This is a genomic window from Mesorhizobium marinum (assembly GCF_040813675.1).
In the GTDB taxonomy this organism is placed as follows: Bacteria; Pseudomonadota; Alphaproteobacteria; order Rhizobiales; family Rhizobiaceae; genus Mesorhizobium_K; species Mesorhizobium_K marinum.
In genome coordinates, this window is the sequence record NZ_JBFOCI010000002.1 from 836,558 (window position 1) to 854,289 (window position 17,732).

Annotated in this window: 17 protein-coding genes; 9 read left to right on the plus strand and 8 right to left on the minus strand. The window is 67.4% G+C overall.

Annotated features, from left to right (window positions below; all coding sequences use genetic code 11):
• Positions 1-31 precede the first annotated feature (31 nt).
• Entirely contained in the window at positions 32-1,105 is a 1,074-nt protein-coding gene (locus ABUE31_RS09645) for an NAD(P)H-dependent flavin oxidoreductase (RefSeq protein ID WP_367723318.1), read from the minus strand.
• Positions 1,106-1,258: 153 nt separating this feature from the next.
• On the opposite strand from ABUE31_RS09645, the gene ABUE31_RS09650 reads away from it, so the two are divergent.
• A complete protein-coding gene (locus ABUE31_RS09650; RefSeq protein WP_367723319.1) occupies positions 1,259-2,272 on the plus strand; it encodes a class I SAM-dependent methyltransferase in 1,014 nt (337 codons plus the stop codon).
• On the opposite strand, the gene ABUE31_RS09655 is transcribed toward ABUE31_RS09650, so the two are convergent.
• The gene (locus ABUE31_RS09655) at positions 2,273-4,642 is read right to left on the minus strand and encodes a trimethylamine N-oxide demethylase (protein ID WP_367723320.1); all 2,370 of its coding nucleotides are present in this window, start codon (positions 4,640-4,642) and stop codon (positions 2,273-2,275) included.
• Positions 4,643-4,843: 201 nt separating this feature from the next.
• Between ABUE31_RS09655 and ABUE31_RS09660 the strand changes: the two genes are divergently transcribed.
• Together ABUE31_RS09660 and ABUE31_RS09665 are read left to right on the plus strand one after the other, a co-directional pair.
• The gene (locus tag ABUE31_RS09660) at positions 4,844-5,674 is read left to right on the plus strand and encodes a hormone-sensitive lipase (protein ID WP_367723321.1); all 831 of its coding nucleotides are present in this window, start codon (positions 4,844-4,846) and stop codon (positions 5,672-5,674) included.
• A 114-nt stretch (positions 5,675-5,788) separates the two neighbouring features.
• Positions 5,789-6,025 carry an Lrp/AsnC ligand binding domain-containing protein gene (locus ABUE31_RS09665; protein ID WP_367723323.1) on the plus strand — a complete coding sequence of 79 codons (237 nt, stop codon included), beginning with the start codon at positions 5,789-5,791 and terminating at the stop codon, positions 6,023-6,025.
• 39 nt (positions 6,026-6,064) lie between these two features.
• Here ABUE31_RS09665 and ABUE31_RS09670 read toward each other — a convergent pair whose 3' ends face one another.
• Together ABUE31_RS09670 and ABUE31_RS09675 are read right to left on the minus strand one after the other, a co-directional pair.
• Complete coding sequence (locus ABUE31_RS09670; protein ID WP_367723325.1) at positions 6,065-6,691, minus strand: SH3 domain-containing protein; 627 nt, start codon at positions 6,689-6,691, stop codon at positions 6,065-6,067.
• Positions 6,692-6,737: 46 nt separating this feature from the next.
• Positions 6,738-7,976, minus strand: a complete 1,239-nt coding sequence (locus tag ABUE31_RS09675; protein WP_367723326.1) for an NAD(P)/FAD-dependent oxidoreductase — start codon at positions 7,974-7,976, stop codon at positions 6,738-6,740.
• A 411-nt stretch (positions 7,977-8,387) separates the two neighbouring features.
• Here ABUE31_RS09675 and ABUE31_RS09680 point away from each other — a divergent pair, with 411 nt between their 5' ends.
• The 6 genes from ABUE31_RS09680 (at position 8,388) to ABUE31_RS09705 (ending at position 14,292) form a co-directional block, all read left to right on the plus strand.
• Positions 8,388-9,668 (plus strand): imelysin family protein, encoded by a 1,281-nt coding sequence (locus ABUE31_RS09680; protein ID WP_367723327.1) that lies wholly within the window; start codon positions 8,388-8,390, stop codon positions 9,666-9,668.
• 60 nt (positions 9,669-9,728) lie between these two features.
• On the plus strand, positions 9,729-10,040 hold the full coding sequence (locus tag ABUE31_RS09685) for a (2Fe-2S)-binding protein (RefSeq protein WP_367723328.1): 312 nt from the start codon (positions 9,729-9,731) through the stop codon (positions 10,038-10,040).
• Positions 10,006-10,503 carry a bacterioferritin gene (gene bfr / locus ABUE31_RS09690; RefSeq protein ID WP_367723329.1) on the plus strand — a complete coding sequence of 166 codons (498 nt, stop codon included), beginning with the start codon at positions 10,006-10,008 and terminating at the stop codon, positions 10,501-10,503. The genes ABUE31_RS09685 and bfr overlap by 35 nt, the downstream gene beginning before the upstream one ends.
• A 72-nt stretch (positions 10,504-10,575) precedes the next feature.
• The gene (locus ABUE31_RS09695; RefSeq protein WP_437344107.1) at positions 10,576-12,084 is read left to right on the plus strand and encodes a di-heme oxidoreductase family protein; all 1,509 of its coding nucleotides are present in this window, start codon (positions 10,576-10,578) and stop codon (positions 12,082-12,084) included.
• Positions 12,084-13,181 (plus strand): imelysin family protein, encoded by a 1,098-nt coding sequence (locus tag ABUE31_RS09700; protein ID WP_367723330.1) that lies wholly within the window; start codon positions 12,084-12,086, stop codon positions 13,179-13,181. The genes ABUE31_RS09695 and ABUE31_RS09700 overlap by 1 nt, the downstream gene beginning before the upstream one ends.
• Before the next feature lies 1 nt (position 13,182).
• On the plus strand, positions 13,183-14,292 hold the full coding sequence (locus ABUE31_RS09705; protein ID WP_367723331.1) for a DUF1513 domain-containing protein: 1,110 nt from the start codon (positions 13,183-13,185) through the stop codon (positions 14,290-14,292).
• Between the two features lie 21 nt (positions 14,293-14,313).
• Here ABUE31_RS09705 and phnN read toward each other — a convergent pair whose 3' ends face one another.
• The 4 genes from phnN to iolB all read right to left on the minus strand — a co-directional run bounded on the left by phnN (position 14,314) and on the right by iolB (position 17,729).
• Positions 14,314-14,937, minus strand: a complete 624-nt coding sequence (phnN, locus tag ABUE31_RS09710; protein ID WP_367723332.1) for a phosphonate metabolism protein/1,5-bisphosphokinase (PRPP-forming) PhnN — start codon at positions 14,935-14,937, stop codon at positions 14,314-14,316.
• Positions 14,934-16,070, minus strand: a complete 1,137-nt coding sequence (locus ABUE31_RS09715; RefSeq protein WP_437344096.1) for an alpha-D-ribose 1-methylphosphonate 5-triphosphate diphosphatase — start codon at positions 16,068-16,070, stop codon at positions 14,934-14,936. The genes phnN and ABUE31_RS09715 overlap by 4 nt, the downstream gene beginning before the upstream one ends.
• Positions 16,071-16,082: 12 nt before the next feature.
• Entirely contained in the window at positions 16,083-16,790 is a 708-nt protein-coding gene (locus tag ABUE31_RS09720; protein WP_367723334.1) for a DUF1045 domain-containing protein, read from the minus strand.
• A gap of 126 nt (positions 16,791-16,916) precedes the next feature.
• Positions 16,917-17,729, minus strand: coding sequence for a 5-deoxy-glucuronate isomerase (gene iolB / locus ABUE31_RS09725; protein ID WP_367723335.1), 813 nt, complete (start codon positions 17,727-17,729; stop codon positions 16,917-16,919).
• Positions 17,730-17,732: the final 3 nt, after the last annotated feature.

The window sequence follows — 17,732 nt, forward strand, 5'->3', positions numbered from 1 at the left end:
AAGCCGCGCCCGCTTTGCGTTGGATGGTGGGTCAGGCGATCTGCCGCAGCCGCTCCTGCGTCTCGGCGACCAGCGTCCGCGTCAGTTCGGCTGCCGGCATTTCGCGACCGAGCCGCATTGCCTGTCCGGACCACATGGGCGTGAAGTCGCCCGAACCGGCCGGCTCCGCCTTGCCCCGGAGCGGCATCAGCGCGCCGCCGGCCAGCGGGAATTGCGGCGGCAGGTCGGACATCGCGCCGACCTCGCGGATGACGCGGTTGGCAATGCCGCGCGCCGGGCGGCCGGTGAAGACGCGCGTCAGCACCGTGTCGTCGTCCCAGGCAACCTTCAGCGCTGCGCGATGCGGCGCGACGAGCTTTGCCTCCGGGCAGAACAAATAGGCCGTTCCGATCTGCGCAGCGGATGCGCCGAGCGCCAGCGCGGCGGCGATGCCGCGTCCGTCGGCGATGCCGCCGGCGGCGATGACCGGGACGTTCACCGCGTCGGCCACCTGTGGCACCAGCGCCATCGTCCCGACCTGCTGGTCCGCATGCTCTGAAAGGAAGATGCCGCGATGGCCGCCGGCTTCGAAGCCTTGCGCGATCACCGCGTCGCAGCCACGTTCTTCCAGCCAGATCGCCTCGCGCACCGTGGTGGCCGATGCGATAACCTTCGCGCCCGAGGCCTTCACGCGGGCGACGAGCGGCGCCGGCGGCAGGCCGAAGTGGAAGCTGACCACCTCGGGCCGCAGTTCCTCGACGGTCTGGCAAAGCGCCTCGTCGAAGGGCGTTCTGTTCGACACCGGGATCGGTTCCGCCGGATCGACACCGAGTTCCGAATAGTAGGGTTTCAGCGTCTCCCGCCACGCCGCTTCCCGGCCTTCGTCATAGGCGGGCGGAACATGGCAGAAGAAGTTCATGTTGATCGGCGCCTCGGTGGCGGCGCGGATTTTCGCCATTTCGGCACGCGTCTGCTCGTGGCTGAGCAGGGCGGACGGCAGCGCCCCCAGTCCGCCGGCGCGGGCGACGGCTATCGCCATGTCGGAGAGAACGGGCCCGGCCATCGGCGCCAGCAGGATCGGATGGTCGATGCTGAACAGGTCGAGAATTCGACGGTCGCGCCACATGATGGTTCCCTCCGTTCGCCAGTCAGTCTACATCGGGTCGCCGCGATAGCGCTGCGCCATCGCCAGGGGGGCGATAAGCCAGTATGCGTCGACCGAATTTTGGCCGGACAGCGTCGCCCCGGCGCTTCCGAGCCTTGAAGGACTTCAGCGCCGATGAAGCCAGGCCCGCTCGCCACCCTCTTCCACCCCTTCGAGACAGGGGACCTCGCCCTGCCGCGTCAGGGCACCCGGGCGTTGTTCCTGGGCGCCGAACCGGGTTTCCGTCTGCCCGAAGGTTTTGGCGCGCAATTGGCGCTGGTACAGGGTTTTAGGCCGCATGTCCTCGGGCTGGAAGCTGCCGGACACCGGGTGACGCATGAGGTCGAAGGCGACGGCTACGACCTGGCGCTCGTGCTCGCCGGCCGGCATCGCGGGCAGAACGAGGGCCGCATCGCCGAAGCGGTCGAGAGCACCGTTCCCGGAGGGCTGATCGTCGTTGCCGGAAGCACCGACGACGGCATTGGCAGCCTGCGCAAGCGGGTGGCGAAGCTGGTCGACGTCGAGGGCGCGCTGCCGAAGCACCATGGCGTCGTATTCTGGTTCCGGCGGCCGGACGACCCGTCCGCGCTGGTCGCGCTTCGTCCTGCGCCGACGCTGGTCGACGGCCGGTTCCGGACCGCGCCCGGCATGTTCTCGCATGACCGCGTCGATGCGGGCTCGCGGCTCCTCGCACAATGCCTGCCGGATGCGGCCAAGGGCGCCGCCGCTGACTTCTGCTCGGGCTGGGGCTATCTCGCAGCGGAGCTCGCCGCGCATACCGCCGGGCTGGCTTCGATCGACCTCTACGAAGCCGACCGCGCATCGCTGCAGGCAGCCGAAGCCAACCTCAACGCTTTAGCCGCCCGTCCCGCCTTCGACTTCTTCTGGTGTGATCTGGCCAGCGAAAAGGTGGAGCGACGATACGACCTGATCGTCATGAACCCGCCCTTCCACCAGGGACGCGCGTCCGAACCCGGCATCGGCCAGGCGATGATCAAGGCGGCGGCCTTGGCGCTCAAGCCGGGCGGCCAGCTCCTGATGGTGGCGAACCGGGGGCTGCCTTACGCGCAGCCCCTGAAGGACGCGTTCAAAGATGTCAGGGAACTGCGCAGCGAGGGCGGCTTCCGGGTGTTTGCCGCCCGCAAGTAGTCACGAACGCGGCTTGGTCTTCTTCGGATCGTAGTGCGGGAAGGCGACGATCGTTGCGGGCAGGCGCTTCTGGTGGCCGTCGAGCTTGCCGATCTCGACTGCCGTGCCGATCTCCGCATGGGCGACGTCGACGCGGGCGAGCGCGATGTTCTTGCCGAGCACTGGCGAGCGCATCGACGAGGTAACGACGCCGATCTGCGGGCGTCCGACATGCACGCAGTCGCCATGCCCGACATTGACGTTGCCGTCGATCTCCAGCCCGACCAGCTTTCGGGCCGGGGTCTCCTTGCGTCGAATGAGCGCCGCGCGCCCGATAAAGTCGTCCTGCTTGCTTTTCAACGGCACGGTGAAGCCGATGCCCGCCTCGAACGGGTCGGTCTCGTCGGAGAACTCGTAGTTGGCGAAGATCAGCCCGGCCTCGATGCGCACCATGTCGAGCGCGGCCATGCCCATCGGCTTCAGCCCATGCGGCTGGCCGGCCTGCCAGACCGCGTCGAACACCGTCTCCGCATCGCGCGGATGGCAGAAGATCTCGTAGCCGAGTTCGCCGGTATAGCCGGTGCGCGAGACGACGATCGGCACGCCCTGCGCGTCGCCGATCCGGCCGACCGCGAAGCGGAACCATTCGAGTTCCCCGATCGCCGGCTGCACCGGCGGTGTCCAGACGATCTCCTTCAGGATGTCGCGGCTCTTCGGGCCCTGCACCGCGATGTTGTGCAACTGGTCGGTCGAGGAGCGCACCATGACTTTCAGGCCGAGTTCGTCAGCCTGCTGGCGCAGCCAGGCGCCGCCAAAATCGTCACCGCCGATCCAGCGGAAATTGTCGCGCCCGAGCCTGAGCAACGTGCCGTCGTCGATCATGCCGCCATGTTCGTAGCACATGGCCGAATAGACGACCTGGCCGACGCCGAGCTTCTTCACGTCGCGCGTCAGCACATATTGAAGGAGCGCTTCGGAGTCCGGTCCGGTGACTTCGAACTTGCGGAGCGGCGAGAGGTCCATCACCACCGCCTTCTCGCGGCAGGCCCAATATTCCTCGATCGGCCCGGCCTTGGCGAAGGAATTGGCAAGCCAATAGCCCTTGTATTCGATGAAGTCGCGCGTGTGCTGGGCGAAGCGCGAATGGAAGGCGGTCTCGCGGGTCATGACGGGCTCGGCGTCTGGGCTCATTCTTCTGGCGATCGCTCTCGTGAACTTTTCCGCCCCGCTGTAGGTGCGGACATGGATGTCGGTGAGGTCCCAGCCATTGGCCGGCGTGGTATCGTCGGGGCATGCCGAGGACACGCACACGATGTCGGTCAGCGCCCGCAGCAGCACGTAGTCGCCCGGCCGCGACCACGGCTCGTCGGAAACAACCAGCCCGTGCGCATCGATCGCGGTGTTGAAGAAGAAGTTCACCGCCATCCAGCCGGCGCGGGCGTTCACGCCGTGCTCGGCCAGCGCATTGTTGAAGTTGGTCGAGCAGTTGGCGTGGCCGGGATAGCCGATGTCGTCGTAATATTTCGCCGCGCAGGCCAGCGCGAACGCGTCATGGCGGCCGCAGGTGTCCTGCACCACCTCGACCAGCGGCTCCATGTCCTGGTCATAGTATTTCGAGTGCAGGCCCGGCATCGGATAGCTCGACCCCATCAGCGTGCGCGTCGTCGTCACGTCGAGTGGATGGTCCTTGCCCTTGTCCAGCTTGCGCGCCGAAAAGCACTGGAAGTCGGTGCACTGGCGGCCGTCGACGTCGATGATCTGGATGTAGTCGCCGGCCTTGACGAAGTAGGCCTCCGCGGTCGCTGACCTTATCCGCCTGTCCAGCACCGGATCGGCGAGCGGGTCGGGCAGTTCGAACCGTCGCGCCGGCTTCATCGCAGCGCGGCGGATCGTCAGCGTCAGCGGGGTCACCGTGTCCTGCGCCTCGAGCGACATCGGCCCGCCGGGCGCGGCTGCGATCAGCACGCCCGTCCGCTGGACGGTAAAGCTCTGCTCGGTCCCCGCCGGCGTCGCCATGTCGAAGATGCGCAGGCCTTGCGCGCCGGCAAGGTCGAGCCCGCGCCGCTCGATCTTGCGCCGGAACTGCGCAAGGCTCTGTTCGCCCGAAAGCAGGAGCGCCTTCAACCCGGCAGCGTTGCTGTTGCCGGGCGCGCCCAGCATCGTCGCGTCGCTGCGGCCCTGTTGGTCGAAGGCCACGAGCTCGCAGGCCTGCCCGCCCTCGGCATTGATCAGCGTCACCACATCGCCCGCCTCGACGTCGACGAGCAGCGCTCCGCCGCCCTGGACCGTATGGCGTTCGGTGCCCGGTGGCAGCGACAGCCGGCCCGGCGTGATGATAGCGCTCGGCCGTGGCGGGCCGGGGATTACGTCGGGATAACGAACGTGCAGCATGGCGTTCCTTGCCCGGACATCCTGATTTGCATCAGCGGAACATTATTTTAATGCCAAGAATATCCAAGCGCCCGCTGCGGGGCAAGGCATCATGGCATTGCGCCGATGCTATGACGGTCGGGTCGCCATTGCCAGCCGTCGCCTCGTCTGGTGACAGGTCCGGCCGCGGCGGCTAAGAAGCGGCACCTGCGGAGGCCTTGAATGTATCATCACCGTATCACCGACTGGGACGACGCCTACGCCAATGGCGCGAACATCGCGCGCGGAGACCGCTGGCCCGATGCCTGGATCGGTCCTGCCAAGGCCTATCGCGACGAGCGTGTCGCCGCCGGCCGTGCGCGTGTCGACCTCGCCTATGGCGATGGCGAACGCCACCGCTTCGACCTCTTCCTGCCCGAGGGCGCCCCGGCCGGGCTGGTGATCTTCATCCATGGCGGCTACTGGATGCGCTTCGACCAGAGCGCCTGGTCGCATCTGGCCGGCGGGCCGGTCGCGCGCGGCTACGCCGTGGCCATGCCGACCTATACGCTCTGCCCTGAGATCCGCATATCGGGCATCGTTGCCGAAGTCGCCGCCGCGGCGAACAGCATCGCCGGCATGGTCGATGGACCGATCCACCTCGCCGGCCACTCGGCTGGCGGCCATCTGGTGACGCGGCTCGCCTGCACCGACGCGCCCCTGTCGGCGGCGGTGCGCGACAGGCTTCGCAACATCGTTTCCATCTCGGGCCTGCACGACCTCAGGCCGTTGATGCGCACGGCCATGAACGAAACGCTGAGGATCGACCATGCCGAGGCGATGGCGCAAAGCCCGCTCTTCCTCCAGCCGGTCGAGGGCGCGCGCGTGACCTGCTGGGTCGGCGGCGGCGAACGGTCCGAATTCATCCGCCAGAGCAAGCTCCTGGCGCATGCCTGGGTCGGGGTGGGCGCGGCGACTGCCTGCGTCGAGGAGGCCGACCGCCACCACATGAACGTCATCGACGGGCTGACCGATCCTGATCACGCCTTGACCCGCGAACTGCTGGCGGATTGATCCGAACGGGCGAAAGGGTTATCGACTGGCATGAAGGCGCCGGATGCAACCGGCCGCCGCTGAGGAAACCGGCGCAACCGCAATGCGGCCCGCGTCGACAATGGAAAGACCGCGATGAGAGCCGTTTTCGTGCAGCTCCAGTGCCAGCCCGGCAAGACCTATGAAGTCGCCGGCGAACTGTTCGAGCGCGAAATCGTCTCCGAACTCTATTCGACCAGCGGCGAGTACGACCTTCTCATGAAGATCTATATCGACACCGAGGACGACATCGGCAAGTTCATCAACGAGCATGTCGCCAATGTGCCCGGCATCGTGCGGTCGCTGACGACGCTGACCTTCAAGGCGTTTTAGGCCAATCGGCTCAAGAAATCGTTGCTGTGCCGCGGTCCGCTATGTGGCTGGCTTCGCGCCGGCCGAGGCCTTGGTCGCGCTGATGCCCTCAAGCGGCAGCTTGGGCCGGCGCGGCGCGAACGGCGGCTTCGCCAGGTAGTCGACGTGTACCCATCCCTTGCGGCCGTCGCCGACCACCAGCCGCCAGGGGCCGGATTGCGCGACCTCGCGCAGGACCGTGCGGGGCGTAAGCGTCGTGATGACCACGGCATCCGGTCTTGCCTGGGCGCGCATGTGCACCTTTCCGGTCGTCTGCACGAATACGGGCTTGCCCGGCCGGCCGATCGACGCGGTGACGAAGTCCTGGGGCTTCTCCGGAGGGCGGGCGACGGTTTGCGGCAGGACGAGCGTCGGCGGCTTCGGTTCGACCCGCGCAGCGGCGACCTTTCGATCCGCATGCCTGGCGCCGACCGGTTCTGGCGGGACGGGTTTCGCTGCCTCGACCTTGGATCGCTTCGGCTGCGCAGAAGTTGCGGGTTTTGGTTTCGCCGCCGCGCTGCGCTCGCTCCTGGACGCTGGAACGGTTTCCGGCGGTCTCGGACCCTTCATGTCCTCGCGCAGGACCCATACGCCGGCCGCGACCGCGCCGATCAGCAGCCATCTCAGTTTTGGAAGCGCCAAAGCCATGGCGCAAGCATGCCGGCAAGACTTTAAGACGGGGTTGACGGCCGCGTCATGCGGGCGCGGACTGCCAGTCGGCGAAGGCGGCCTTGAGTGCATCGGCGCCCTCGGCGACCGACTTGGCGTCGGGCGAGAAGCCCGCCCCCATCATCTTGCGGCCGAGCATATGGTCGGCCGGGCGGTTCACCGATTCGATGCCAGCCAGCCGTCCGCCCCGGAAGTGGAACACGGAGAACCTGTTGTCTGCCGGCTCGCCGGATACGACCTGGCTGTCGCTTCTGGCGGTCAGGCCCACCATCTGCAGCTTCATGTCGCCGATGTCCGACCAGAACCAGGGAACAGCCGAATAGGCATCCGCATGTCCGGTGATCGTCCTGGCGGCCAGCCTGGCCTGGTCGGTCGCGTTCTGCACCGATTCCAGGCGGACGTCTTCGCCGGTCAGCCAGTGACGGTAGCTGGCGCAGTCGCCGATGGCGAGCACGTCGGGAGCCGAGCTCCGCATCTGCTGGTCGACCCGGATGCCGTTGGCGATCGTTATCCCCGCGGCCTCCGCCAGCTCCGTACTGGGCGTCACGCCGATGCCGACGATGAGCATTCTTGCGGCGACGCGCTCTCCGGTGGAGGTGACCACGGCGCTGACATGGCCGTTCTCGCCTTCGAGCTGCCCGACCATCGTCTGCAGGAGTATTCGTACGCCGGCCTCGGAAAGCCGCTGCGCCACATGGGCGGAGATCGCCGGCGCCACGGCGCGCGCGAGCAGCCGATCCTGCGCCTCGACGACCGTCACGTTGCGTCCGCCCGCCGCAAGGGTTGCGGCGATCTCGAGGCCGATGAAGCCGCCGCCGAGGACGACGACGTCCTCGACTTGCGCTGCCAGGTCGCGGATCAGGCGCGCGTCGGCGATGGAGCGCAGCGACAGGACCCCGCCGAGCGGTCCGCCTTCGAACGTCAGGGTGCGCGGCCGCGAGCCGGTGGCCAGCACCGCCTTGTCGAAGGGCAGGTCGGTTCCCGAGGCAAGCGTCACGCGTCCGGCCGCCGGGTCGAGGCTCGCAACGCGCTCGCCAAGCGCCAGCTCGATGGATGCGCCGGCGAAAAACGCCTCGGCGCGCAGGATCTGCGGCTGCGCGGCTGGATCCTTGATGAAGGTCTTCGAGAGCGGCGGCTTGTGGTAGGGCAGCTCGGCCTCGTCGCCGATCAGGACGATGCGTCCGTCATAGCCTTCTTCGCGCAGGCTTGCCGCCGCCTGCACGCCGCCGTGTCCTGCTCCGATGATGACGACGCCGTTCTTCATGCTCTCACACAGGGCTACCATTGCGCCGCGGAGCCGGGCTGTCCCGGGAGCGGCGCGAAAAGACGCGCTGGGGTCGCATCCGCCACGCAGGGCTGTCAAGCCGAAGGGATCTCGATAAACATGACCATTCTAGTTTAGAATAGTTCTAAATTATTGATTAGACAGCGTTTTATAGGAAAATTTGTTGACTCGGCCCAGCGCGCGGGCGTATCAGGCCGATGCCTTTGCGATGGCGACCCTTTGATGTCTGGGCCTTGAACCCTTTCGATTGGAGGCTTTCTGGTGGTCATTTTCGGTTCCGCGCGTGGGCGCGGAGGCCCGCGTGGTCGGGCGCAGCCGAAGCCGCCGAATCCCCCGATCCTGCCGACTGCGAACCTGCACGCCCGACCGGGCCTGCACGAGGAGATGACGATGAGCCGATCCTATGGCCTGAAGAGAGCGCTGGCTGCAGGCGCGTTTGCGATCGCGGCCGTTTCGCCGGCGGCGGCCGACACCGATCCCGCCGCGGTGCTCGCCACCTACGCCGACATCGCGCTCGCCGGCTACGAGGACGCGCTGGCGACGGCAAGGGCGCTCGACGAGGCGACCGACACGCTGGTTGCCAACCCTTCGGAACAGACGCTTGCCGCCGCGCGCGACGCCTGGAAGGCCGCGCGCATCCCGTATCAGCAGACGGAGGTCTATCGCTTCGGCAACGCCATTGTCGACGACTGGGAAGGGCGCGTGAACGCCTGGCCGCTGGACGAGGGACTGATCGACTATGTCGATCCGGCCTACGGCGTCGAATCCGACGAAAACAAGCTCTACACGGCCAATGTCATCGCCAATCCTTCGATCCAGATCAACGGACAGGCGGTCGACGCCTCGGCCATAACGCCGGCGTTTCTCTCCGGTACGCTGCAGGAGGCCGGCGGCATCGAGGCGAATGTGGCGACCGGCTATCATGCGATCGAGTTCCTGCTCTGGGGGCAGGACCTGAACGGCACCGGCCCGGGCGCGGGCGACCGCCCCCATACCGATTTCGACAAGGACGACTGCACCGGCGGAAATTGCGGGCGCCGCGGAGAATATCTGGCGGCGGCCACCGAACTGCTGGTCGCGGACCTCGAGGAAATGGTCGCGAACTGGGGCGTCGGCGGCGCGGCCCGCAAGGAACTCCTGGACCGCGATGCCACGGCCGGCCTTTCCACCATCCTGACAGGCATGGGTTCGCTGTCCTACGGCGAACTTGCCGGCGAGCGCATGAAGCTCGGGCTTCTGCTGCACGACCCGGAGGAGGAGCACGACTGCTTCTCCGACAACACGCACGTCTCGCATCTCTACGATGCGGTCGGCATCCGCAATGTCTATTCGGGCAGCTACACGCGCATCGACGGCTCGAAGGTCGAAGGCCCCTCCGTTTCCGACCTCGTTCAGGCGACCGACAAGGCGATCGACGCCGAGCTGTCGGGCAAGCTAGACGCGACGGTGGCGGCGTTGGAGGCGATCCAGGCGCGGGCCGAAGGCGGCGAGGCCTACGACCAGCAGATCGCTGAAGGCAATGCCGAAGGCAACGCCGCCGTGCAGGCGGCCATCGACGCTCTCGTCGACCAGACCCGGTCGATCGAGCGTGCCGTCGCCGCGCTGAAGCTCGACGCGATCGCCTTCGAAGGCTCCGACAGCCTGGATTCGCCCGATCAGGTCTTCCAGTAGGCGCGACGTTTTCAGCCAGCCGGCGCGGTTGCCGCGCTGCCAGCCAGCCCAGGAATTCGGATGCTTGTCTGTCACTGCAACGTGATCACGGAAAGGGAGATCGAGGAGGCGATCATCCAGCTTCTCGAGCGCGATCCCTGGACCCTGATTGTGCCGGCGAAGGTTTACCACACGCTGCAGAAGCGGGGCCGCTGTTGCGGCTGTTTCCCAAATGTGGTGGAAACGATCATTCGGGTCACCGAACACTATCACTCCCACGCGGGAGCGGGCGGGGAGGACGTCGTTTCACACCTGGATCGCGTGCGCGGATTGCGGTCCGAATTCGGGAGCAGAGGCCATGAAAGGCGACAAGAAGGTAATCGAGCGGCTTAACGAAGCTCTGTTCCTGGAGCTCGGAGCCGTCAACCAGTACTGGGTTCACTACCGGTTGCTGGAAGACTGGGGCTACACGAAGCTGGCCAAGAAGGAACGCGCTGAATCGATCGAGGAAATGCACCATGCCGACCGGCTGGTCGCGCGCATCATCTTCCTCGAGGGCCATCCGAACCTGCAGTCGGTCGCGCCCCTGCGCATCGGGCAGAACGTCAAGGAAGTGCTGGAATCGGACCTCGCCGGCGAATACGACGCCCGCACCGCCTACAAGAAGTCCCGCGAAATCTGCCACGACGCCGGCGACTATGTGAGCATGAAGCTGTTCGAGGAGCTTCTGGCCGACGAAGAAGGGCACATCGACTTCCTCGAGACTCAACTCGAGCTGCTCAAGTCGCTCGGCGAAGCCAAGTACGGCCAGCTCAACGCCGATTCCGCCGACGCTGCCGAGGGCTCGGAACACTAGGACCATGGCATCGTGCGGCGCGCCATAGCCTCTCCCCGTCGCGCGCCGCATGCCGCTCGTGCTGCTGCGCTTATCGGCGCGGTGCTGGGCCTCCTTGCCGTTGCCCCGGGGGCTCTCGGCGACGATCGCGCTGGTCTCGCCGCAACGCGTGACGACCTGACGCCGCACGACCGCGCGCGCGTCGAAGCGATCACCAGGCCGACCGACGACTTTTCCAAACCCGAGCCGTTCGAGCTGATGCAGGGCGGCGCCGGCACGTCGAGGAAGCGGCCAAACCAGGACGCGTTCTCGCAGAGTTCCGCCAACCTCACTTTCGAGGAGGAGGGGACGTTCAAGCTCGGCAACGCGCTGTTTCGGAAACTCTGGGTATCGTCGCCGTCGTCGACTCAGGCCTCTGACGGGCTCGGCCCACTGTTCAACGCGCGCGCCTGCCAGAGTTGCCACCTCAAGGACGGGCGCGGCCATCCGCCGGAAGGCGCCGCCGATGCGACCTCGATGTTCCTGCGCCTTGCCCGCGCGGCGGACACCGCGGCGGAGCGCTATCTGGTGGCCGACCGCGCCGTCTTGAATTTCCCCGATGCCGTCTATGGCGGGCAGTTGCAGGATTTTGCGGTGCCCGGGCTCGCCGGCGAGGGCCGTATGTCGATCAGCTACCAGGAAGAGCCGGTGACGCTGGCCGACGGCGCCACGGTTTCCTTGCGCAAGCCGTCCTACGCGGTCGCCGATCCCGCCTATGGGGCGCTCGATCCGCGGACCACGCTGTCGCCGCGCGCGACCCCGCAGATGATCGGGCTCGGCCTCGTCGAGCAGATCCACCCTGCCGACATACTCGCCCGCGCCGATCCCGATGATGCGGACGGCGACGGAATCTCGGGCCGGGCGTCGGTCGTGCGCGACGGGCGAAGCCGGGAACTGCAGTTGGGGCGCTTCGGATGGAAGGCATCCATCGGGTCGATCCGGCAGCAATCGGCCGAGGCGTTCGTCGGCGACATCGGCATCTCCAATCCAGACGTCAACAAGCCGTGGGGCGATTGCACCGAAGCGCAGGCCGCCTGCCTCGCCATGCCGGTGGGCGTGCAGGAGCGGCTCGGCGACAGCGAGGCCCCCGACCCGGTCCTCGACCTTGTCACCTTCTACTCGCAGAACCTCGCCGTGCCGGCCCGGCGCGATGTCGGCGAGCCTATCGTGCTCCGCGGAAAGCAGACCTTCTATGGTCTGGGTTGCGCATCATGCCATACGCCGAAGTTCGTGACCCGGCGCGACGCCCCCAACAAGGCGCAGGCCTTCCAGCTGATCTGGCCCTATTCCGATTTCCTGCTGCACGACATGGGCGAAGGGCTCGCCGACGGCCAGCAGGTGGGCGATGCCGGCGGCAGGGAGTGGCGCACGCCGCCGCTGTGGGGCATCGGGCTCACGCAGCGCGTCAGCGGGCACACCTTCTTCCTGCACGACGGGCGCGCCCGCAACCTGGCGGAGGCGATCCTCTGGCACGGCGGCGAGGCCGAGACCGCCCGCGACGGCTTCGCCGCGCTGCCGGCCGCCGATCGTGCGGCGCTGATCGCGTTTCTGGAGTCGCTGTGATGCCGCAACCGTCGCCCCCTGTCCGTTTGGTCCTCCGCCTGCGGGTGGACATCGTCCTCGCCGCGTGGATTGCCGCGACCCCGGCGTGGGCGGCAACCGCCTCCGGGATCGTCGGCGATGCGATCGAAGGGTTCATCCGGCCCGGCTACCATGCATTGCGCATGGCGACCGTAAACCTGTCGCAAGCCGGGGACGCGCTCTGCGCCGCACCCTCCGAGGCTGCACTGGTTGCGGCGCGAGCGTCCTTCGGTCAGGTCGTCGATGCCTGGTCGCGCATCGAGATCATCCGCTTCGGCCCGGTGACCGAGCACAATCGCCTGGAACGGATGCTGTTCTGGCCCGACCGAAAGGGAACCGGGCTGAAGCAGGTTCAGGCCGCGCTCGCCAACCGGGATGCCTCGGCGACAGACGCCACGACGCTTGCCGGAAAGAGCGTCGCGATGCAGGGCCTGGGCGCGCTCGAATTCGTGCTCTATGGAACCGGATCCGAAGCGCTCGCCGCAGGCGACGCCTATCGCTGCGCCTATGGAACGTCGATCTCCGGAAATCTGGCGACGATCGCCGCCGAACTGGATGAAGCCTGGGCCGACCCTGACGGGTTTGCCCGGACATGGGCCACGCCTTCGGACGAAAACCCTCTTTATCGCGACGGAACGGAGGCCGTGACCGAACTTATGGAGGTGTTCGTCACCGGCACCGAGCTGGTGCGCGACGTGCGGCTCGGCGGCTTTCTTGGCGCGGAGCCGGGTGGCGACAAGCCCAGGCAGGCATTGTTCTGGCGGTCCGGCAAGACGGTCGATTCCCTTGCCGGAAACCTCGACGGCATGCGCGCCCTGCTCGAGGCGTCGAGGCTCGCCGGCGCGCTTCCCGACGACCAGGCGTGGATCGGCGGGGAAGCCCTGTTTGAGTTCTCCAACGCTGCGACCGCGGCCGCCGGCGCGTCCGGGCCGCTTGCCGACGTCCTGGCCGATGGCGACCGGCGCGCCAGGCTTGCCTATCTCGGCCTCGTGACGTCGAGCCTTTCCGACATCTTCGCAACCCGCATGTCGGGGGCGCTTGGCCTGACCGCCGGCTTCTCCTCGCTGGATGGAGACTGATATGATCGGCAAGCGCTCCGGGCTCCTCGACCGCCGCGATTTCCTGAAGGCCGCCGGAGCGGCGTTCCTGTCGTCGCTCGGCGCCGGCGCGCGCGCCGAGGCGCTGGCCGCCGATGCGGTGTTCGCCACCGCCTATCGCCGCCGCGACGGCGCCTATGGCGCCGCCGTCCTGTCGGAAGCCGGCAAAGTTCTTCTGGACGTTGAATTGCCGGAGCGCGGCCACGACATCGCCTTCGACCCGGTATCCGGGCGGTCGGCGGTCTTCGCGCGCCAGCCCGGTACTTTCTTCGTGGTCCTGGATCATGGCGGCCGCTCAGCCCCGCAGACGATCGCCAGCGCGCCCGGACGTCACTTCTTCGGCCACGGCGTGTTTTCGCCCGACGGCGCGCTGCTCTATGCGACCGAAAACGACTTCGAAAATGCGGCCGGCATGATCGGCGTCTACGACGCGACCTCCGGTTTCGCACGCGTCGGCGAGTTCCCGACCCATGGGATCGGGCCCCACGAACTGCTGCTGCTTGGCGACGGGCGGACGATCGCGGTGGCCAATGGCGGCATCGAAACGCATCCCGACTTCGGCAGGGCGAAGCTCAACCTGACAACCATGAAACCATCCTATGTGCTGATCGACCGCGAAAGCGGATCGCTGGTCGAGAAGTACGAACTTGCTCCCGACCTCCATCAGCTCTCGATCCGCCACATGGACGTCGACGACAAGGGTGCCGTCTGGTTCGGCTGCCAGCACGAGGGGCCGTCCAACGAGCGTCCCGCGCTGGTCGGCCGCGCGGCGCGTGGCAAGGAACTCGAATTGATCGCGTTGCCGCCGGGCGTCCTGTCCGGCTTCCGCAACTACATCGGTTCGGTGGCGGCCAACCGCCGGGCCGGCACGATCGCCGTCACGTCGCCGCAGGGCAACCTGTGCGCCGTGATCGAAACGGCTTCCGCCAAGGTGGTGGCGACACGGCGGCTCACCGAGGTCTGCGGCGTCGCGCCGGACGGCGTTGGCTTCATGACGACGACGGGAACGGGCGAAATCGTCGATCCGGCCGGGCGCGTGTCAAAGGACGCCGAACACGTCTGGGACAACCATGTCGTTTGGCTTGGAGCGTAATCAGACGCTTACGATTGGGTGTCAGACCGCGCCTGACATGTCCGCGAACGCCATCGCCTTGCGGATGATCGCGACCAGACGGTCGCCGGCGATCTCTTTCGCGCCGCTATTGTCGAGCGCGACGGCCGGGCCGGTGGTGTCGCAGGTGGCCGTCCTGGCCAGGCGAGAGAGGATCTCGCCATGTGATTCCCGGCCGCGGCCGGCGAGCCGTGCCGCGAGGATTTCGGGATCGGCGGTGACCTCGACCACGGCGACGTTGGCGTAGCGACGGCGCAGCGCCGGCAGCGCGCCGCGCGAGACGTTGGCAACCGCCACCTGGCCGTTGTCGATCGCCCGATCGACGCTCGCCGGCAGTCCGTAGCGCAGTCCGTGCGCCTCCCAGGCAAGCGCGAACGCGCCTTTCGCCTGCGCCGCGACGAAGGCGTCGTCGGCCAGCGTATCGTGTACTTCGGTCTGGCCGTCGCATGGCCGCGTGATGACGCGGCGCACGAACTCCACCTGGGGTTCGTCCGCAAGCGCGGAGCGTGCATGCGCGATCAGCGTGTCTTTGCCGGCGCCGGACGGGCCGACGATGGCGACGAAGGCGCCGTTGCGGATCGGCTGCGACCCGTCCGCTTCGCGCTCGAGGAAGGCGGACGCCATCATGCGACGCGGCGTCCCTCGCGCCAGACGGTGCGCACGACGGGCACGTGGTCATCGACACGGACGCGCACCAGATCGGCGCGCCGGCCAGGCTCGATGACGCCCCGGTCGGTCAGGCCAACCGCCTCGGCCGGGTTCTTCGACACCATGGCGACGGCCGCAGGAAGCGAGATGCTGTCGACGGCTTCGCCGATGAAGAAGGCCGACTGGATGAGGCTGAAGGGAATGTAGTCGGACGACAGGATGTCGAGCAGCCCCTCGGAGGCCAGTTGCCTGGCCGAGACGTTGCCCGAATGGGAGCCGCCGCGCATGACGTTGGGGGCGCCCATCAGGACGCCGAGCCCGGCATTCTTCGACGCAGCGGCGGCTTCCTGCGTGGTCGGGAACTCGGCGACGCGAATGCCCTGCTCGATGGCTTCCGAGACATGCTCGACGGTGGCGTCGTCATGGCTGGCAAGAACGATGCCGCGCTCGCGGCAGGCCTGCGAGATGGCGATCCGGTTCGGCGCGGAGTTCTCTTGCGACTGTGCGATGCGCTTGTCGCAATAGGCACGGAACGCCTCCTCCGACATCTTGAGCTTGCCCATGTAGTACATCGCATAGGCGTCGAGGCTGGCGAACTGGCGCTGTCCCGGCGCGTGGTCCATCAGCGACGCCATCTTCACGCGGTCGTCGCCGTCGAACAGCGCGAAGGCCTCGAGGCAGTCCGGGGCGGAGACCTCACAGCGCAGGTGGACGAAGTGGTCGGCGCGCACGCGGTTTTCGCGAACGCTGTCCTCGATGGCGTCGGCGAGCCGGCGCATGTCTTCCATCGTCAGGTCGGCCTCGAAGTCCATTCCGACGCGCAGGGCGTCGAACACGGTCGTGATGCCGGCGGTCGCCACCTGGGCGTCATGCGCCAGCACGGAGGCGATGGGGTTCCAGCGCACCTTCGGGCGCGGCGCATAGTGGCCCTCGAGATGGTCGGTATGCAGCTCGACCAGGCCCGGAATGACGAAATCGCCCTCCATGTCCTCGCCGGCGCGGGTCACGCCTCCGGCAATGTCGGCGATCTTGCCGTCGCGGATGACAAGCGTGCCCGGCACGACCTCATCGACGAGCACGATCCTTGCGTTGGTGAGTATGGTTTCGGTCATTGTCATGGCTCGTCAGGCGGTCTTGCGTGCGGTGTGCTGGCCAAGCCCGTACCAGGACTTCACCTCGAATGGCGCGCCGGGTTCCGGCTCGACGAACAGCGCCAGCCCGTCGATCCTGGCCGGCTCTTCGAGAGCAGCCGCGAAGACCTCGTCGATGGCGGCGCGCACGCGCGGCAGGTCGGCGTCCGGAACGCGACCGGTCAGCGTCATGTGGAAGCGGAAGCTCTCGAACACGTAGGGGTAGCCCCACCGCATCAGGTTGCGGAACTCCTCGGGGCTCAGCGCGTCCGGGTTGCGCCGCTTGATCTCCGCTTCGCTCAATGGCGCGCGGAACCGGTCAAACGTGGTCACCACGTCGCCCGCAAAGGCATCGAGATCGGGGGCGGGGCTGCCCGGCACCAGGGCCAGGAAGCCGTCGATGCGTGCCGGCACCAGCTTCGAAAGCAGGATCGGCTCGGCGCTGGCGGCATAGGAGGCAATCGCCTGGTCGAGCTCGGCCTCGGTCGCATTCTCGGCAAGGCGGAACGGGGCCTTGAGCGTCGCATGGAAGCCGTAGCGGCGGGCGCTCGCCGTGTGATAGGCGATCTCGGCCGGCGACAGGCCGGTCACTGCCGGCGCGCCGGGCTGGCCCCCGCTGAACGGGTCGCGGCCGAGCCAGCTCGCGGCGATCCGCGTCAGCGGGTCGTTGCGGCCCGGGGTGAAATAGATGGCATAGCGCATCGAAAAGTCCTCGTCGGCCACGTCCCATAGGCGATTTGCATGACGGATTGACGAAGCCGGCTGAAGAAAGTGCAGATAGCAGAGGCGTCCGGCGAAGTCATCGGCCAGAAACGCCGATGCGGTGGCTCATGCCTTCATGAGCCACTCGTGTTCCGGCGCGTTGTGGAACTTCCAGGTGCGCCTGGGGCCAGCCATCACGTTCAGGTAGTAGAGGTCGTAGCCGTGGCAGGCGGCGCAGGGGTGGTAGCCCCTGGGCACCAGCACGACGTCGCCGTCCTCGATCGCCATCGCCTCGTCCAACTCGCGCTTTCCCTCGGCGTCGGCATCGGTGTAGACGCGCTGGAAGGCGAAGCCCTGCGGCGGGTTGAGACGGTGGTAGTAGGTCTCCTCAAGATAGGATTCCCGGGGCAGGTCGTCGCGGTCGTGCTTGTGCGGCGGATAGCTGGACGAGTGGCCGGCCGGGGTGATGACCTCGACAACGAGCAGCGAATCCGCCGGCTCTCCCTCGGGCAGGATATTGGTGACATAGCGCGTGTTGGCGCCCTTGCCGCGCACTTCCTGGCTGAGGCCATCAGGTGCGATCAGACGCGCCTTGAGGCCGCCGCCGAGGCCGGGAGCCGAGCAGACGGCAAGCTCGGCATCCGTGTCGGCGGTGACGGACCAGTCGGAATCCTGGGGTACGTAGACCGACCACGGCTTGCCCTCGAATGGGCTCATGCGCTCGCCGATCAGGCCGAAATCCTCGCCACCGGCGGAAACCGTCGCCTTGCCGGTGACCAGCACCAGGCAGACCTCGCGGCCGCCGGACCGCTCCGACACGGTGTCGCCCGGCTTCATCCGGTGAAGATCGAAGCCGACATAGGTCCAGCCGGCGCTCCCGGGCGTGACGTGAGCCACCCGCCCCGATCCGGGCGTCTTCTTCACCAGCAGCTTCGACACCGG

Excerpts from the sequence above, each read along its gene's own strand:
- ABUE31_RS09645 (WP_367723318.1), bottom strand. The coding sequence starts at position 1,105 with ATGTGGCGCGACCGTCGAATTCTCGACCTGTTCAGCATCGACCATCCG.
- ABUE31_RS09650 (WP_367723319.1), top strand. The coding sequence starts at position 1,259 with ATGAAGCCAGGCCCGCTCGCCACCCTCTTCCACCCCTTCGAGACAGGG.
- ABUE31_RS09655 (WP_367723320.1), bottom strand. The coding sequence starts at position 4,642 with ATGCTGCACGTTCGTTATCCCGACGTAATCCCCGGCCCGCCACGGCCG.
- ABUE31_RS09660 (WP_367723321.1), top strand. The coding sequence starts at position 4,844 with ATGTATCATCACCGTATCACCGACTGGGACGACGCCTACGCCAATGGC.
- ABUE31_RS09665 (WP_367723323.1), top strand. The coding sequence starts at position 5,789 with ATGAGAGCCGTTTTCGTGCAGCTCCAGTGCCAGCCCGGCAAGACCTAT.
- ABUE31_RS09670 (WP_367723325.1), bottom strand. The coding sequence starts at position 6,691 with ATGGCTTTGGCGCTTCCAAAACTGAGATGGCTGCTGATCGGCGCGGTC.
- ABUE31_RS09675 (WP_367723326.1), bottom strand. The coding sequence starts at position 7,976 with ATGAAGAACGGCGTCGTCATCATCGGAGCAGGACACGGCGGCGTGCAG.
- ABUE31_RS09680 (WP_367723327.1), top strand. The coding sequence starts at position 8,388 with ATGAGCCGATCCTATGGCCTGAAGAGAGCGCTGGCTGCAGGCGCGTTT.
- ABUE31_RS09685 (WP_367723328.1), top strand. The coding sequence starts at position 9,729 with ATGCTTGTCTGTCACTGCAACGTGATCACGGAAAGGGAGATCGAGGAG.
- bfr (WP_367723329.1), top strand. The coding sequence starts at position 10,006 with ATGAAAGGCGACAAGAAGGTAATCGAGCGGCTTAACGAAGCTCTGTTC.
- ABUE31_RS09700 (WP_367723330.1), top strand. The coding sequence starts at position 12,084 with ATGCCGCAACCGTCGCCCCCTGTCCGTTTGGTCCTCCGCCTGCGGGTG.
- ABUE31_RS09705 (WP_367723331.1), top strand. The coding sequence starts at position 13,183 with ATGATCGGCAAGCGCTCCGGGCTCCTCGACCGCCGCGATTTCCTGAAG.
- phnN (WP_367723332.1), bottom strand. The coding sequence starts at position 14,937 with ATGATGGCGTCCGCCTTCCTCGAGCGCGAAGCGGACGGGTCGCAGCCG.
- ABUE31_RS09715 (WP_437344096.1), bottom strand. The coding sequence starts at position 16,070 with ATGACCGAAACCATACTCACCAACGCAAGGATCGTGCTCGTCGATGAG.
- ABUE31_RS09720 (WP_367723334.1), bottom strand. The coding sequence starts at position 16,790 with ATGCGCTATGCCATCTATTTCACCCCGGGCCGCAACGACCCGCTGACG.